The organism is Mycoplasma sp. 125, assembly GCF_051549845.1.
Classification (GTDB): domain Bacteria; phylum Bacillota_I; class Bacilli_A; order Mycoplasmatales; family Metamycoplasmataceae; genus Metamycoplasma.
This window is the reverse complement of sequence record NZ_CP196079.1, coordinates 133178-151237: the sequence shown is the minus strand read 5'-3', so window position 1 is coordinate 151237 and position 18060 is coordinate 133178. Positions and strand designations below refer to the sequence as shown.

Sequence of the window (18060 nt, the reverse complement as noted above, 5' to 3'; positions counted from 1 at the left end):
AACTATTTGTCAAATACATATCCAAGGTTTTTAGCTTTTTCAATAACATCTTCAATAGTACCAACATATAAAAATGCTTCTTCTGGTAGATCATCATATTTTCCACTTAAAATTTCTTTAAATGATCTAATGGTATCTTGTAATTTAATGTATCTACCCTTTATACCACTAAATTTTTCAGCAACAAAAAATGGTTGGGACAGGAAACTTCTTATTCTACGTGCTCTAGCAACAACCTTCTTGTCTTCCTCTGATAATTCATGCATACCCAATATTGCAATAATATCTTGTAATTCCTTAAATCTTTGCAAAATATTTTGTACTTCTCTCGCAGTATTGTAATGATCTAAACCAACGATATTAGGATCCATCATACGTGAATTAGAACCCAATGGGTCAATAGCAGGATAAATACCTAATGCTGCAATATCACGATCTAAAACAGTTTTCGCATCTAGATGAGTAAATGTGGTCGCAGGAGCAGGGTCAGTAAGGTCATCAGCAGGAACATAAACTGCTTGAACAGATGTTATTGATCCCTTATTTGTAGAAGTAATTCTTTCTTGCAATTGCCCCATTTCGACTGCTAATGTTGGTTGATACCCAACGGCAGAAGGCATTCTACCTAGCAATGCCGAAACTTCTGAACCTGCTTGGGTAAATCTAAAGATATTATCAATGAATAAAAGCACATCTTGGCCCATTTGATCACGGAAATACTCGGCCATAGTTAGTGCAGTAAATGGTGCTCTCATTCTAGCGCCTGGAGGCTCATTCATTTGTCCAAATACTAATGCAGTTTTATCTAAAACACCACTTGCCTTCATTTCATGGTATAAGTCATTACCCTCTCTTGTTCTTTCACCAACACCGGCAAATACTGATAAACCACCATGTTGTTTTGCAATATTATTAATCAATTCTTGTATTAAAACAGTTTTGCCGACACCAGCCCCACCAAAAAGACCAATTTTTCCACCTTTAATGTATGGTATTAATAGGTCAATAACCTTAATACCAGTTTCAAATATTTCTAAAGTGGATTTTTGTTCTTCAAAACTAGGTGCGCTTCTATGGATAGGCATTTGTTGCTCAAAATCGCCTCCTAGCAAGTCAATAGGTTGACCTAAAACATTAAACATTCTTGAAAGAATTTCCTTACCAACGGGTGCAGTAATTGGTCTTTTAAGGTCCAAGACCTTCATGCCACGTCTTAAACCAATAGTTAAACTCATGGCTATTGTTCTTACAGTGTCATTACCAATATGTTGAGCAACCTCAAGAATTTGTTTGTTGTTAGGGTTTTTTTCATCAATAACTTCCAAGGCGTTAAGCATTTTAGGTGCAGTGCCTTCCTTAAATCTGACATCAATAACAGCACCAAGAATTTGGGTAATAACACCATAATTTAATTCATTATTTTTTTTATTAGTCATTTTCTTTATCCTTTCTTTAAGATCCGACACCATTAACAATTTCAGTCAATTCTTGTGTTATCTTTGATTGACGCGAACTATTATATTCAATTTTTAATTCATCAATAAGGTCCTCGGCATTATCAGAAGCCTGTTCCATTGCTGTTCTTCTTTGACTAGTTTCTGCCAATTTTGCATTAGTTAAAGCATGAAAAATAGATGCTTCAAAGAATATTCTAAATGAGTTAATTAAAATGGTTTCAGGGTTGGGCTCAAAAACAATCTCCCTGATCCCTTTATCTTGGTGAAAACTTTGGTTATTTTTTTCGATTTTGCCAATCGTGTTTGCTGAAATTGGAAAAATTTCTTGAACGACAGGATCGGCCTTTAATGGGTTTTCATAATTGGTATAAATTAATTTAACTGAATTTAAAAGTGATATTTCTAAAACATCATAAATCTTATTTGAAATCACTTGAGCTATTTCATATGTTGGATTATCACCGATTTGTGTTAAGGTTTGGATAATGTGATATTTTTTATTTTTTTCAATTAGGCTTAACAATTTAGAGCCAATAACAATCAAAATATCTTCACCTGTAACAACTTCATTTATCATTTTATACATTTCGGAATTGAATGATCCACATAGACCTAAATCACTCCCAAAAATAATATATAAATTACGACGATTGCTAAATTTTCATGCATGCTTATTTAATAATTTATCAATATCCTGCGTTGAATTTTTTACAAGATTAATAAAAATAGCTTCAACGTTTTTAAAGTAAGATTTAACCTCACTAATTTTGTTTTTAATTTTTGAAAACTTAGCAGTGGCTACAAGTTCCATAGCCTTCGTTATTTTTTTGGTAGAATTAATTGAATTAATACGTTGCTTTATTTTTTGCAAGCTTTCCATGGTAATTCAGGAATAGGCATAAAGTTTTCGGGATTATATAGGGGAATAGTCTTTATAAACAAGTCATTAAATAAAATGATTTGATTATAAATTTCTTCAATTAATTCATTAGTTCAATCATTAGATTCATCGATCTTTCTCATGATTTTTATTGCTTTAGGTTCTGTTGCAAAATAAGTTAGAATTTCTTGACGATATTTAATAATGTTGTTTTTAGGGATTACATTAATTAAGCGATACTTAGCAAGGAATAATAAGATAATTTGTTGACCAGGAGAATATGGTGAAAATTGTGACTGTTTCAACAACTCATAGACCTTAGCACCATGTTCCAAAATAATTCTTGTATTTTGGTCTAAATCAGAACCAAATTGTGCAAATGCTTGCATTTCATTATATTGAGCTAATTCTAGCTTTAAACTTGACACCACCTTTTTAGTCATTTTGGTTTGCGCGGCTGAACCAACTCTACTTACAGAATAACCAATATCAATTGCAGGTCTTTGTCCAGAATTAAATAAAGATTCTTTGGTAAAAATCTGACCATCAGTAATTGAAATAACATTAGTTGGAATATATGCTGAAATATCTTCAGCTTGTGTTTCGATAATTGGCAAGGCAGTTATTGAACCGCCACCATAATCGTTATTTAGTTTTGCAGATCTTTCTAGTAATTGCGAATGTAGATAAAAGACATCACCAGGATATGCTTCACGGCCGGGAGGTCTTCTCAATAATAAAGATAATGTTCGATAGGCAACGGCATGTTTTGATAAGTCGTCATAAACTATTAAAACACTTTTACCTCTTGCCATCCATTCCTCAGCAATAGTTACACCAGTATAGGGTGCTATATATTGCAATGGCGCACTTTCAGAAGCTGATGCTGCAATGATAGTTGTATATTTCATTGCATCATTCTTTTCAAGCTGATCAACAATTTGGGTAATTGTTGAATTTTTTTGTCCGATAGCCACATAGATACAATAAACATCTTTGCCTTTTTGGTTTAATATCGCATCAATGGCAATGGCTGTTTTTCCTGTTTGTCTATCACCAATAATTAGTTCACGTTGTCCCTTTCCGATAGGAATCAAAGCATCGATTGCCAAAATACCAGTATGTAAGGGTTCTGAAACTTCCTTACGTGTCATAACACCAGGCGCAATTTTGAAAATTGGTCTCTTTATTTCGCTATTAATTTTACCCTTACCATCAATTGGTAATGCTAGGGCATTAATAACACGGCCCAATAAAGCGTCACCCACTTGAACCGAGATAACGTTGTGTGTTCTCTTGACATGTGAATTTTCCACAATATTACGATCATCGCCAGTAACAACAACACCAACCAACTCTTCTTCAAGATTTAAGGCCATACCAACAATACCACAATCAAATATTACTAATTCACCATATTCAACATTAGTTAAACCACTAACTAGAGCAATACCGTCACCAACAGTAATAACTCTACCTACTTCATCATAACTAACAGTTTCGTTGAAATCTTTAATTTGATTTTTAATGATAGCTGATAAATCACTGGGTTTTAAAGCCATATCTTTCCTTTCATTATTCTAATGATTTTATCTTGTTTAATTTTCCCAAAACAGAGTTATCAATCAAGTACTCATCTACTTTTATTCTTATTCCACCGATTAAATCAGGGTCTATATGATTAGTTAAAGTAACTTTTGCATTTAGATCAGATGAAATCTTTTTTTCAAGGTTTTTCATCTTATCAGTACTTAATGGTTTAACTGAATATACATAACCATACTTAATATTTAATTTTTCATTTGCTAATTCAATAAAGCGATGAAATATAATATCCATATATTTAACAATATGTTTTCTGGTTGCTAATTTAATAATATTTAATATATATGGATGGTATGAATCAAAAGCCTCACTAATTAACATAAACTTTTTTTCTTCCGTTATATCAAAAGAATTTAAGATTTTTAAATAATCTTTATTTTGTTTCAAAACTTTAATAATGTCAGCAGTCTGATTAGTAATTTCCTGAAGTTGATCAGACCCATTAGCTAAATCATATAAAGCAAATGATCAATTATTAATTACTTCATTTAATTCAGTCATATCTATTTCTTAATAACCTCATTAATCATTTTGACATTATCAGCATCTTTTATTTCACGGCCAATAATTTTTTTAGCAATTTCAACAGCATTTTCCATAATAATTTTCTTTTGCTCTTTACTGAATTCAACACGCTTTTTATTAATCAAAATTTCTGCTTGTTCTAACATCATTTCAGCTTTTTTCTTCGCAATAGCTGAACCACTATTTACAATTCTTTCACTTTCAGCTTTTGCATTATTGATAATAGTTCTTGCCTGATTAGTAGCCTCAATTATTTTTAAATCATGTTCTTCTTGTATTTTTAGTGCTTCATCTTTTGCTTTGATTGAAGCATCAATATTACTTTGAATTAATTCTTGACGCTTTTTAACCATTTTCTTAATTGGTTTGTATACCAAAAAAGTAATAATAATGGTTATTAGCATTAACACAATTAAAGAAAAAACAAATAGAGGCCAATTAAATGTTAAGCCAGAGAAGGTTTTTTCTAATTCTTCACTAACCCCCCCTTTACCTTCAGGGGCTTTCATAAGATAAGTTAATACTCTCATATAAATCAAAAAATAATTTAACTATACAAAGATTAATAATAAAGCAATAACTAAACAATAAATTGATGCAGTTTCAACAATAGCTAAACCTAAAATTAATAAAGTACGAACTTTAGATAAAGCTTCTGGGTTTCTACCAACAGCTTCACAGGCTTTAGCAACGGCCATACCTTGACCAATCGAAACAAATCCAGCTCCAAAGATTGCTAACCCGGCACCTAACATTGTTAAACCGTATGCAAAGGGGTAATTTTGACCGCTAGCATCACCGGCTTTACTTGGGTCAAATCTATTAATAACATCTGAAATTTTATCTAATTTATCAATCATTTTTTTCTCCTATATTTTTAAAAATATTTTAATTACTTTCTTGAATTAATTGTTTATTAGCGATAATTTTACTTTTTCAATCTCTAATTTTTTTCTTATGTTTTTCCTTAACGTCTTCCTCAGCTGCTTGCGCCCAATATGACATTGTCAACACTACAAAAACAAATGCTTGAATAATACCATCAAATAAATCAAAATAAAGATTAAATGCTGGCAATACCACAACACCAAATGGATTGAATGTCGAAGCTTCAGCACTAACATCAAGACCAATAATTTTTGCTCATATATTGTTTAAGAAAATTGTTGCCAATGAAACAAGAACAACTCCCCCAATGATATTTCCATATACCCGGAAAGTCATAGATACAATTGGTGAGAAATTTGAAGCAAATTCTAATGGATTTAGCAATTTAATAATATGCTTAATTTTGTTATAAGCTATCCCAACACCAGCCGTTCCTAATCAAGACACCACTGTGGCAGCTAAAACCGCAGATAAACTCGAACCAACCGGAGCAAAACCAACTAATGATAATATGTTCCCAAAGAACATAAACACAAATAATGATATTAAGTATGGATTTGCTTTATCAAACTTCGATTCATGTGTATCACTAAAGAAATTATCTCCGCCGATAATAGCTGTTTCAACTAAGATTAAAGCAGCATTAGGTGCCTTGTCAACTTTTTGTCGTTTTACTGCTACATAAATTAAAACTGACAAAATAAGAACAATAAAAACTAAGGATATTAATGAAAATATTTGATTACTATTAATTTCTGTCGAACCAAATCAATTAATTTTTAGTAATTTATCCATTTAGCTCCTTTCTTTTATTAACCATAGTAACAACGGCCCACACTATTGAAAAAATGGACAATAGAATATAAGGTGCTGTCATTGTGATTGTATTAAATGGAAAAAAAGCAGCATTTAAACCGGGATAGTCTTTGTGAAGGTAAGTATTAATATAAATAAAAATAGCAAATATTGCTCCATTAAAAATATTCAACGCAAAAAATATAAGAACAGAAATAAGCATCCTTATTTTATAATGTTTTTTACCTTGAACATTAATACTATTTTTCACAATTTTTAGGATCACATATACTGATAATAAAAATAATAAAAAACTAACTATACCCACTAAATACCCTAACAATAACGAGTAGTCAAAAAATGACATTGATGAAAATATTAACAACAACGCAACATTTAATGTAGTATAAGTTATTCAAATTTTTTTTCCATGTGTTTTATTCATGCTCAAGTGGTTATTTTTATATTTTAATAACCTAATGTAAAATTATATTACTTTTGAATTTTTTGTTTTTATAAATATATTCACAAAATAATGCCAAAAAATATACATCCTTAAAACCTAAAATTAAATATGAAAAAATAGTTTTTTAGCACTTTAAGTAGTAGAGTGCTAAATTATGTTATAATTAATATATATTTAAATTAAGGAGGTCGAAATATGCATGCATCATGAACACCTGCAGAGGATAACAAAGAAGATAAAGACCCATTATTAAAATATGGCCGCAATCTTACTGAACTGGCTTTGGAAGGAAAACTAGAACCAGTTATAAATCGCGACGAAGAAATAAGATCATTAGTAAGAATCTTATCTCGCAAGACAAAAAATAACCCAGTTTTAATTGGGGAACCAGGCGTTGGAAAAACAGCAATTGTTGAAGGATTAGCTAAAAAAATCATTGATAACCAAGTGCCTGAGAATTTAAAAAATAAAAAAGTATACGAGCTTAACATTTCATCTATTGTTGCAGGAACACAATTTCGAGGTCAATTTGAGGAAAGAATTGAAGCTATTTTAAAAAGAATTAAAGATTCTAATGGCGAAATTATTCTTTTTATTGATGAAATTCATATGATCGTCGGAGCTGGTGGAACAGGTGATAGTAGTATGGATATAGGTAACATGTTAAAACCAATGATGGCAAGAGGACAATTACACCTAATTGGCGCTACCACTCTCGACGAATACAGAAAACACATTGAAAAAGATTCTGCTCTTGAGAGAAGAATGCAAAAGATTTTTATTAATGAACCAACTATTGAGGACACCATTACCATTTTAAGGGGAATCAAAGAACGACTCGAAACTTTTCATGAGGTAAAAATCAAGGATGAGGCCCTAGTAGCCGCAGCAAACCTATCGGCCAGATATATCCAAGATCGTTTTCTACCTGATAAGGCAATAGACCTAGTAGATGAAGCCTCAGCATCTATTAAAACAGAAATGAAATATATTCCCGAGCCAATTGAAAAACTAAATTATGAAATAACTAAACTGGAGATCGAAAAGGCAGCAATAAAAAACTCTGTTGGTAAAGAAAATAACAACAATAATGACCGCATAAAACAAATAAATGAACATCTAACCAAAATCAAGGCAGAGCATAAAAAGCTGTCTAGTCAATGAGAAGAAGAAAAAAATTTAATTGCTAAACTATCCTCACTAAAAGACAATATTGAAGATTTAAAAAGACAGCTAAACACATTACAAAATGAGGGCAAATACCTTGAAGCTTCAAAAGTTATGTATGTTTTATTACCAGAACTTGATGATTCAAAAAAAGAAGTTGAAAACAAACTAACCAATTTGCCAAATCGTTTAATAAGAGAAACAATTGATGAGGAAGAAATTGCTGAGGTTGTAAGCAAATGAACTAAAATACCGGTAACAAAATTGCTTGAAAAGCAAAAAAATAAACTTCTTAAATTAAGTGAAAATCTTGCATTAAGAGTTAAGGGTCAAATAAATGCTATCAACCTAGTTTCAGAAGCTATCAAAAGAGCTAAAGCCAATATTAATGATCCTAATCGACCTATTGGTTCATTTCTATTTCTAGGGCCAACAGGTGTAGGAAAAACAGAACTTGCTAAAGCATTAGCACTCAATCTATTTGACAATGAAAACAATATTATTCGTTTAGATATGTCTGAATATATGGAAAAACATAGCATATCAAAACTAATCGGTTCGCCCCCAGGATATATTGGCTATGATGATAATGGTGGTCAATTAACAGAAAAAGTAAGACAAAACCCTTATTCAATAGTTTTATTTGATGAAATCGAAAAAGCCCATGCTGATGTTCTAAATATTCTTTTGCAAATATTGGATGACGGGATACTAAGCGACAATAAAGGTCGAAAAATAAATTTTCGAAACACAATAATTATAATGACCTCAAACATTGGGTCAGAGCAAATTATGACAAAAATGCCTAGCAAGGATGAAATTATAAAAATCTTGTTAACTAAGTTTAAGCCGGAATTTATTAACCGTATTGATGAAATTGTTCCATTCAATAAATTGAGTAACTCAGTCACAAAAGAAATTGTTGATTTAGAATTAAAAAAACTAGCCAACCGTATTTCGATAAATATTAAATCTGAGTTGCAATACGATCAAGGAGTTATCGACTATATTGCAGATAAGTCATATAACACAGCTTTTGGTGCTAGAGTTATTAGAAGATTTATTCAAAACAATATTGAAAATAAACTTGCAGATTTTATATTACGCAACTCAATAGAAGAAGATTCGATTATTTATCTATCAATTGCAAACAATGAAATTAAAATAGAAATAGATCATGAGGGGAATTAAAAAAATACAAGGCAATTAGCCTTGTATTTTTATATGGTACATCCTGTGGGGATCGAACCCACGACCCAGGGATTAAGAGTCCCTTGCTCTACCTGCTGAGCTAAGGATGCATTTAAAATAATACCTAATAAATTATAAACAAATATCTTTGATGATATTAAAAAAAATAATTATTTATTGCAAATAAATGTAAGACTTTTCAGGAATGCAATAAATTAAACCAATTTTATTAATATTTCGCAGGGCATAAAATACTATGAAATAATTAAAAAAGTCTATTAAAAGATTAAGTTTTAATATAAAAAGCAATATAAATCATGTTTATATAATCCGAGGCCTTCAATATAATATAAAAACCTACAAAATTTAGTAAAATTTTTTAGTTATATACTGATATATTTTAAGGAGTTTACTATGCTAGATGTTTGTGGAATAAGCAAAATCTTTCCAGATAAAAAATTATTTACCAATATCAATCTGAAATTCTTGCCTGGAAATGTGTATGGAATAATTGGGGCTAATGGTGTAGGAAAATCTACTTTTCTAAAAATTTTAAGTGGCGTGATCGAGGCAACTGAGGGTCAAATTATTAAAGAAAAAAATGCTCGTATGAGTGTTTTGAGCCAAAACCAGGATGAATTTAATGATTTTAATGTTACCGATGTTGTAATCATGGGCAATAAGGAACTTTATCAAATAAATATTGAAAAGAATAAAATTTATGAAAACCCTGAGGCTACAATGGAAGATTATGAAAAGGCAAGCCACTTAGAACAACTTTTTGGAGAAATGGGAGGATGAAACGCTGAAAATGATGCCCAAACTCTTCTTTCAAATTTAGGTATTGAACCTGAAAAATGAAATATGCAAATGTCTAATCTTAAAGCAAACGAGAAAGTTAAAGTTTTATTAGCAAAAGCCCTATTTGGAAATCCAGACATCTTGATCATGGATGAACCAACTAATAGATTAGATTTAAAGACTATAAAGTGATTAGAAAACTTCTTAATGGATTATCCAAATATTGTCATTGTTGTTAGTCATGATAGCGACTTTTTAGATGCAATATGTACCCATATCATTGATATCGACTATTCAGAAGCGAAGTTATTTGTTGGTAATTATTCATTTTGAAAGCAATCGAGTCAATTATTAGTTGAAATGCAACAAAAAACCAATCTAAAAAAAGAAGAGCAAGCACAAAAGTTGCGTGAATTCATTGCCAGATTTTCTGCCAATGCTTCAAAATCCAAACAAGCAACAAGCCGGAAAAAATTATTAGAAAAAATTGTAATTGATGAACTAAAACCTTCATCAAGAAAGTATCCATATATTAAATTTGAACTAAATAGATTGCCCGGAAAACAAATTTTAAATGTTCATAATTTAACATATAAAAATGAAAATGGAGACACACTATTTGAAAATGTAACTTTTTCCTTAAAACCTGGTGATAAAATGGTTATTGTAGGCAATGATGATATTGCTAAAACCAGATTCCTTGAAATATTAATGAATAGAAGAAAGCCAACTTCCGGAACTGTTGAATGAGGTATAACTATTTCTCCTAACTATTTTCCCTCAAATAATCAAGAATATTTTAATGAATCAGAAAGTATTATTGATTGATTAAGTAAATGACCATTAAATAACACTACACAAGAAACAAAAGATAACAGTGATGCTAGAATGAGAGCATTTCTGGGAAGAATGTTATTTTCTAATGATAGTGTTTTTAAAAACGTCCAAGTAACAAGTGGGGGAGAAAAGGTTAGGTTAATGATGTCTAAATTGATGCTAGAAGAAAGCAACTTTTTAATTTTTGATCAACCTCTTGATCACTTAGATTCGGAGTCAATTGATAGCTTAATTGAAGGTGTTAAATCATATAAGAGCTCATGCATTTTTACAACCTATAATCGTGCTATGATTAAAGAATGCGCGAATGTTATTCTTGAAATAAAACCAAAATCAAGTTTCTTATTTTATGGAAATCTCGATGAATATGAAGAAGCTATGGGATATTAATTAATAAAATCCGGAAATTAGTTTCCGGATTTTTAAATTTAGCTAATTGCTTCAATCTATCTCGAAATAATCATATTTTTTTTCTCTTGACTTCTTTTCTAATACCAAAAATGTTATTTTGTCTTCAAGTTCAAATTTGGTATTTTTTCTTAATGAATGACCTTTTTTTGACTCAATCCAACTTGAAAGTGTTTGATTCTTTTCCTTATCAGTTAATTGATAATCGAGATATTCATAAAGCTCCAATTGTTTTCATAGAACCTTCATTAGAACAGAACCCTTAGCTTCGCATCTTTCAAGACTAATTTCGTAGATTTGTTCATCATTGTCATATTCATCATATATTTCGCCAACAACTTCTTCAAGAATATCCTCGATAGTAATAATACCTATTGGTTTATCATCACTGTTAGTTTCGGTAACGAAGGCCATTTGTGCGCGCGATTGTCTCAACTTTTCAAGTGCTGATGATAAGATTGAGTTAGCAGAAACTTTAGGAACAGTTTTAATATAATTTAAAATATTTCCTTTTTTAAGAAAAAATATATCCTTAAGCAACAATATGCCAATTAAATTACCATCTTTTTCAACTGGTATTCGTGAATAATTAGTTTCTCTAAACATTTTTAGTGCTTCTTGCATAGTAGCCTTAGAACTGATAAAATCCACATTTTTCATTTTAATATAATGCTGTGAAACCTTAGTTGAATCAAGATCTAAGACATTTTGGGCCATTGCAGATTCTTTAAATTCCAAAACACCCTCATCATGTGCAATATTTAATAAGTTTTTAACATCTTCCTCAGTATTGGTAATATAAATCTTCTTTCCAATTTTAGAAATAGGATATGTTATGGGAATAAATATTCAATATAACATTTCAATAAACCAATAAAATGATTTAACGGTTTTTTCTGGATAGCGCTTTGCAACCAATTTTGGCAATATTTCAGCAAATAAAACAATAATTGGTGTCATTACAATTGTTGAAATAATTGATGCCAAGCCTGCCTTAGGAGCTCCAAAGGCTTGTGTTAAAAGATAAACTAATAATGTTGAAGAACCAATATTTACCAGATTATTAGCAATCAGAATGGTTCCGAGTGTTCTATTAAAGAAATTGTGCTGTTTTAGAATTATTTTATATCTTTTTTGATTCTTTTCAATCATTGTCTCGATTTTGGCCTTGGTTAAAGAAGTATATGCCGTTTCAGTTGCGGAAAAAATTCCAGAACAAACGAGCAATATGGCTAGTAAAATTATTAATAAAGCGTAATGTCAAGGTTCGAGGTCCATCTAAATGTCTCCATAAAAAAATTTAAAATATAACTATAATTAGTATTATATAATAGCAAAAATAATTATTATTTATATTTAAATATTTTATAATGTTATATTATGTTTAAATTTGAAGATGTTAGTATAGTGCAATTACCTAAAAAAATATTACGAGAAAAATCAAAAGATGTAGAAATTCCCTTATCACAAGAAAATATTGATTTGATTGAAAAAATGATTTTTCATGTCAGCGATAGTCAAAAACAAAATACAAAATTTAGACCAGCTGTCGGTGTCGCAGCTATTCAATATGGAATACCAAAAAACATATTTTATATTCTGATAGTTGATAATAATAACAATGTGATTTTTAATGATGCCATAATAAACCCAAAACTTATTGGTCACTCAGAGCATAAAATTGCCTTATCAGAAGGTGAAGGATGCCTAAGTGTTAGCGAAGATTGACCAAATCAGGAAGGCTTAGTCCCTAGATATGCAAGAGTTATTTTTGATGGATATTCATATATGGAAAAGAAATACAAAAGATTTGAAGCAAGTGGCTATAGCGCAATCGTATTTCAGCATGAATTTGACCATTTACAAGGTGGATTATTTATAGATAGAATAAATAAAAAGAGCCCATGAGCAAAAGACAAAGATTTGCAAGTTTTGTAATAGAAAAATAGGTTAGATAATAACCTATTTTTCTTATTAACCTTTTTCAAAAAATAATGGAACATCAAACTCTATTTCCTTTTGGTTATTGCCATAGTTAGGTTCGATATAAATGCCATATTGAGAATGATATCTGCCTAGTTTCTCTTTATTTGTAGATAAGGTAATAATTCTACCCTTAAATTTTATTCGTGTTGATGTTTTTCAATCTTCATTATCAAAACCCTCAATTTTTATTGGAGATGTAAATAAAATAGGGGAATAAAAATTATTAGTTTCTGTTACAAAGTTAGATACAACCGTCATTTGTTCAATGCCGTTATTTATCTTATGTGGTTCACCAAAAGCTCAAGAATAATCAATTAATTTTGATGAGTCATTTTTAATAGAAGAAAATTTATCATTAAAGTCTTGTATAAATTTTCTAAATTCCGCTTTATATCTATTAATTTTTTCATTAGAAAATTTATCTTTTACATCAATAGGTAAAAGCAACTTATAAGCGACCTTATTCCTAATTGATTCAATAAATTTACTATCAAATTGGTCTTGTTTTTTCTTTATTGTTTCTTCATTGAATTGTTTTGTTTTTAATGTTGTATAAATAGGAAAATTTCTAATAACAAATTCAGTATTTGTCCCTTCTTGATGTTTAAAAACAAGATCAACAAATAATGTATTTTTAGATAATGTATCAATTACAAAATTTTCAAATTCAATTTTCCATTTAACATTAGAATTTTTATTTTCAAAAATTGCATATTCACTTATTTCTTTTTGAACATTTTTTTTAAACAAAAGACTAATATTATCGGAATCACTATTATTAATAATTTTAGCCATGACACTTTCTGGAGTGCCATCAATTTTTATATCGTTGTTTATTTTTATATTAACATCTTTGTTTTTATTATTATTTAAATTAAATGAGTATTTTTTAACACTATTAAACCAGTAAATGAGTGCTTTTTTAGGCTTTGTAAGTTGTATACTGACTGTTGCAATAATAACAGAAGAAAGCAAACCACCTGAAAGTGATCAAAATAATATTTTTCTTATCTTCTTTGCTTTCGTTAGACGTTGAGCAACTTTTTTATGTTTTAATTGGTCTTCAAAGCTAACATCCTTGTCAATCGAATCAACCCAATCAAATTCCAAATCTTTGTTATCTTTTTTCATTAATCCCCAAATTCAAATTCCGTTGTTTTTTCGTCAGTATCAACTAAACCAAACTCATCAATTATATTATCCGGTGTATTCTCTATCTTTTTAAAATCAACCTGTTTTTCCTGATCTGCTCTAACATTAGTTTCTTTTAATTCTTCAAATTCAAAATCATTTTCTTCAACACTAGATAATCCTAATAATTCAATATTATTAAACTCATCTGTTTTATTGTTTATCTTGTTGGAATTTATTTTAAAATCATTAATTTCAGTTTTTGAGATAGTTTCATCATTTTCTTGATCAATTATATAGGTATCATCTTCCAAAAAATCAGATGATAAATTATTTAATGAAACTTCGCTATCTTCGAATTCTTCATGTGTATTTTCATTTAAATTCATAATAACATCGGAAGAATAATCTTCATTATCCTGAGCAACTTCCAAATCATCTTGCTTAAATTGTTCTACCTTAAAATCATCAGTAAGAGAGTCAATATCATCTGTCTCATCTGGATGAATTTCCAAATAATTATTTTGTTCTTCGAATTCATCAATTTCAACCGCTATTTGATTATGATTATCCATTTCTGCGACATAAAAATCATCGACGTCATCAATATGATCATTGTTTTTTGCCGTTTCATCACCTGTTTTTATATTATTTTCTTTCAAGCTAACAATATTATTATCTTTTAGTTTAGTTTCTATATTCATATCTTCTTCTCCAGATTGAGGAATAAAATTAACTTCTTTATATTCTTTTAATTCATACATATTATTTTTTTGTAATTCTATAATAGCTTGATTTTCTACTTGTTGTTGTGATATCAATGCTTCTAAATATGCAAATATCTTATTTTTAATAATTGGCCATTCAATTTCAGAAATAGTAATAATTGGATATTCCTTAGATTCAAGAAACTTAATATTGTCTCTAAAAATAAGATATTTACGATAATCATTCTTATATAAAAAATTATCTAAAATAAATCCTTGAATAAGCTTGTTGTTAAGCTTATTAATTAAAACAATATCGATGGTTTTAGTTCCAACAGAGTAATCTGTCTGAAATTGAAGGTTTTTGTCATTAATAAAATTGCGAAGTTCATCTAGTACATCAACCTTAAATTTAATATCTTCGGGTAATGAAATAATTTTAGTAGCCAAAAAATCTTCAACCTCATCTAAATAATTTTTTTGCTCATCAATTGATAAGTCAAGAAATTTTAATCATTCCTTAAATACTATCATGTCAGCTGTTGATCGATCTGTAATTTCAATATCATCGGCATAAATCGATTTAACAACAAAGACCTTTTCTTTAGCGCGTGATATTGCCACATTAAGAGCATTTTTCCCGCCTTTTCTTGCAACGTATGTGTTATATAAAGCAGTATTTTTATCATACACAACTGACATAATAACCAAATCAGCTTCATCGCCTTGGATATTTTCAATATTTTTCAAAACAACTTTTTCACTATTTAGAGCATCTTCTAATTCTGGATCATTTCCGAATATTCTATTAAATAGATATTCTTGTTGTTTAACATTAAAAACTAAAATGATTATTTTGTTATATTTTTCAAGATTTTGCTTGCATAATTCAATAACCTTTTCACCCTCAGCAACATTCATGCTATTATCCCAAGTTCCATCAACTTGAAAAACCTCAATTGCTTTTTCATTAGAAACTGATAGTTCATAGTTATCAATAACATCAAGTTTTGATTCATAAAAATGCTTTGATGAAAAAGTCATCAATGTCGCCTTTTTAGAACGGTAATTTTTATCTAATAGCAGTGAATAAACACCTCTTGCCCTAGCATAATCTAGCAACGATTCGATATTGCCAAAGTCATCTTCTTCATCAAAACTATATGTCGCAGAGAATCATCTTGTGGGTTGCATTTGTTGGCTATCACCGGCAAGAATTTTTCGCTTTGCTAAATATAAAATTGGAATGCCCTTTTCAATAAACATTTGCGATGATTCATCAAGAATAGCAAAATCAAATTCCTGTTTAGATCACATCGACAAATCAAGTTCAGGAGTAGTGATAATTATTGGAAATAATATTTTAATCATCTCCTTATGTTTGTGAAAAAACTTGTAAGGCTTTAAATGGCCAGTTCTTATAGCCATAGCAAAGGAAGTATATTGCATTTTCTGCTCATCACTAAAATTGGTCATCCGATCAAATGTTTTTTCAAGAAGCATCTTAACAATATTTTTATCATCATTTAAATAATTGGTTTTTTTGTTGAGAATTTTTTTATATTGTTTTTCAAAATTAGTAATTTCTTCAAATGAAACAAGATTTACATATTTAAGCGCCTCATCAATATCAATAGTCATTAAACTTTGATCATTCAATATTATTTCCGCCATGTTTTTAATTATTTTAGGAATAATACTAAAAATAGTGCATTTCTTATTAAAATTTTTTTCATATAGTTTTTTTATAATTAACTTCTTATCACTAAATTCGCAACATTGATTATATTTAAGATTATGATCCATTTTTTTAAGGTTTTCATATGTTTGCACACTAAAATTACCATTCATTACCGCGCTATAAAAATTAATGATATTATCTATATTTTTAGTTTGCTTAATTAAATTTACATTATCAACATAACTTTCATCTTCATCACTAAAAACACTAAGACCTTCTTCAACATTTGAATTTTCATAATTTTCTAACAAATGAATAAATTCACGCAATGGCTTGTAAAAATTCTCAGGTCTCAGATTTTTATCATTTAATGCAAATAAGCAAAAAATAGAAAGCTTTTTTAGCCTGCTACGTAAAACGTCTAATGCCGCTTTCTTTTGGCTTACAACTAAAGCGGTGTAGCCTCTTGTCATAATATTAGTTATTAAATTAGAAATAGTTTGTGATTTCCCTGTCCCAGGGGGACCTCAAATAATTGTATCCTGATATAGTGACGAGATTGTTGCAACATCCTGAGAAAAATTAGTTTCTTGAATTTTAAAAAGCTTAAACTTGTTATCAAAAATTACTCTATTAACCTTTTCACGATATAAATTCTTATTAAAATTTGGATTTAAAATCTCATCGAACTCATCATTTTCAATAATTTTTTTCATTTGATTTCACAAATATCCCGACGAAACATTATAAAAACCAAGAACTATTCCGGGATAAAATTCTATTGAGCTATTTTCAATATTTTCAATTGTTAAATTTTTAATACCTTCTTTCAAAGTTAAGGGCATATTGAAGAGTGGTTTTCAAGCATTTTTAAAACTTTCAAATACTTCACGAATTGATAGGTTATTAAAATCAAATGAGTCAACATTGAGTGAAAAGCCTTCTTGATTCAAAAACGTGACTAGCTTGCTATTTACTCTTATGTCAGAACTAGAACTTAAGGTAACCAATGAATTTTTAACTTCAACCAATATCTCTTTAAAAAATAATGGAGCATAAATTGTTTTATTTTCTGTTTTTATTGATATATAGAAAAAGCCTATATGCAAGGGCCAAATATTGGTTTCAATATTGATATTTTGCGCTTTATTTAAAATTTTCTTTCACTTAACAACTGATTTTTGAAACTCCGTTTCCTGACTAGCAACAATAATGGCTTTTGCTTTTTCAAAATTTGTACCAAGCATCTTAAATAAATTTTCTGGTATTCGTTTATTATAGTCTTCAAAAATAGCAATTACTTCATTCTTATTTTTAGCTTCATAAACCTTTGTTGCAATCATCCGATTTGCAATATCAGAAATCGTGCAATTTATATTAAAATTATTGTATATATGATCAAAGGTTTCTTCACCGAAATTTTTTAACACATCAAAATATTTTTCGTTATCAATTGAACTGTACAATGAAGAATCAAAGGTATCAATATTTAGCAGATTAGCCATTAACATTTGATATTTGGTATTGTTATTCAT

At 29.3% G+C, this 18060-nt stretch carries 14 protein-coding genes and 1 tRNA gene; 3 read left to right on the top strand and 12 right to left on the bottom strand.

Annotated features, from left to right (window positions below; genetic code table 4):
* Window positions 1-2: 2 nt before the first annotated feature.
* From atpD to ACSH4Z_RS00625, 8 genes are read right to left on the bottom strand one after another with little or no spacing between them, the layout of a single operon-like run.
* On the bottom strand, window positions 3-1469 hold the full coding sequence (gene atpD / locus ACSH4Z_RS00660; RefSeq protein ID WP_438340707.1) for a F0F1 ATP synthase subunit beta: 1467 nt from the start codon (window positions 1467-1469) through the stop codon (window positions 3-5).
* A complete protein-coding gene (gene atpG, locus ACSH4Z_RS00655) occupies window positions 1453-2328 on the bottom strand; it encodes an ATP synthase F1 subunit gamma (RefSeq protein ID WP_438340706.1) in 876 nt (291 codons plus the stop codon). Before atpG ends, atpD begins: the two co-directional genes overlap by 17 nt.
* Window positions 2316-3899, bottom strand: coding sequence for a F0F1 ATP synthase subunit alpha (atpA, locus tag ACSH4Z_RS00650; RefSeq protein ID WP_438340705.1), 1584 nt, complete (start codon window positions 3897-3899; stop codon window positions 2316-2318). Before atpA ends, atpG begins: the two co-directional genes overlap by 13 nt.
* 13 nt (window positions 3900-3912) lie before the next feature.
* Window positions 3913-4443, bottom strand: coding sequence for a F0F1 ATP synthase subunit delta (locus tag ACSH4Z_RS00645; RefSeq protein ID WP_438340704.1), 531 nt, complete (start codon window positions 4441-4443; stop codon window positions 3913-3915).
* A 2-nt stretch (window positions 4444-4445) separates the two neighbouring features.
* Window positions 4446-4976 (bottom strand): F0F1 ATP synthase subunit B family protein, encoded by a 531-nt coding sequence (locus ACSH4Z_RS00640; protein ID WP_438340703.1) that lies wholly within the window; start codon window positions 4974-4976, stop codon window positions 4446-4448.
* A gap of 42 nt (window positions 4977-5018) precedes the next feature.
* A complete protein-coding gene (gene atpE, locus ACSH4Z_RS00635; protein ID WP_438340702.1) occupies window positions 5019-5327 on the bottom strand; it encodes an ATP synthase F0 subunit C in 309 nt (102 codons plus the stop codon).
* A 28-nt stretch (window positions 5328-5355) separates the two neighbouring features.
* On the bottom strand, window positions 5356-6150 hold the full coding sequence (locus tag ACSH4Z_RS00630) for a F0F1 ATP synthase subunit A (RefSeq protein WP_438340701.1): 795 nt from the start codon (window positions 6148-6150) through the stop codon (window positions 5356-5358).
* Window positions 6143-6595 carry a hypothetical protein gene (locus tag ACSH4Z_RS00625; RefSeq protein ID WP_438340700.1) on the bottom strand — a complete coding sequence of 151 codons (453 nt, stop codon included), beginning with the start codon at window positions 6593-6595 and terminating at the stop codon, window positions 6143-6145. The genes ACSH4Z_RS00630 and ACSH4Z_RS00625 overlap by 8 nt, the downstream gene beginning before the upstream one ends.
* A 216-nt stretch (window positions 6596-6811) precedes the next feature.
* Between ACSH4Z_RS00625 and ACSH4Z_RS00620 the strand changes: the two genes are divergently transcribed.
* Complete coding sequence (locus tag ACSH4Z_RS00620; protein WP_438340699.1) at window positions 6812-8974, top strand: ATP-dependent Clp protease ATP-binding subunit; 2163 nt, start codon at window positions 6812-6814, stop codon at window positions 8972-8974.
* 34 nt (window positions 8975-9008) lie between these two features.
* Here the strand turns inward: ACSH4Z_RS00620 and ACSH4Z_RS00615 are convergent.
* Window positions 9009-9084, bottom strand: a tRNA-Lys gene (locus ACSH4Z_RS00615).
* A 304-nt stretch (window positions 9085-9388) separates the two neighbouring features.
* Here ACSH4Z_RS00615 and ACSH4Z_RS00610 point away from each other — a divergent pair.
* Window positions 9389-11002, top strand: coding sequence for an ABC-F family ATP-binding cassette domain-containing protein (locus tag ACSH4Z_RS00610; protein ID WP_438340698.1), 1614 nt, complete (start codon window positions 9389-9391; stop codon window positions 11000-11002).
* Between the two features lie 42 nt (window positions 11003-11044).
* Here ACSH4Z_RS00610 and ACSH4Z_RS00605 read toward each other — a convergent pair whose 3' ends face one another.
* Window positions 11045-12298, bottom strand: a complete 1254-nt coding sequence (locus tag ACSH4Z_RS00605; protein WP_438340697.1) for a hemolysin family protein — start codon at window positions 12296-12298, stop codon at window positions 11045-11047.
* 102 nt (window positions 12299-12400) lie between these two features.
* Between ACSH4Z_RS00605 and def the strand changes: the two genes are divergently transcribed.
* Window positions 12401-12958: a peptide deformylase gene (gene def / locus ACSH4Z_RS00600; RefSeq protein ID WP_438340696.1), complete on the top strand. Its 558-nt coding sequence runs from the start codon at window positions 12401-12403 to the stop codon at window positions 12956-12958.
* A gap of 36 nt (window positions 12959-12994) precedes the next feature.
* Here def and ACSH4Z_RS00595 read toward each other — a convergent pair whose 3' ends face one another.
* Together ACSH4Z_RS00595 and ACSH4Z_RS00590 are read right to left on the bottom strand one after the other, a co-directional pair.
* The gene (locus ACSH4Z_RS00595; protein WP_438340695.1) at window positions 12995-14137 is read right to left on the bottom strand and encodes a hypothetical protein; all 1143 of its coding nucleotides are present in this window, start codon (window positions 14135-14137) and stop codon (window positions 12995-12997) included.
* Entirely contained in the window at window positions 14137-18060 is a 3924-nt protein-coding gene (locus ACSH4Z_RS00590; RefSeq protein ID WP_438340694.1) for an AAA domain-containing protein, read from the bottom strand. The genes ACSH4Z_RS00595 and ACSH4Z_RS00590 overlap by 1 nt, the downstream gene beginning before the upstream one ends.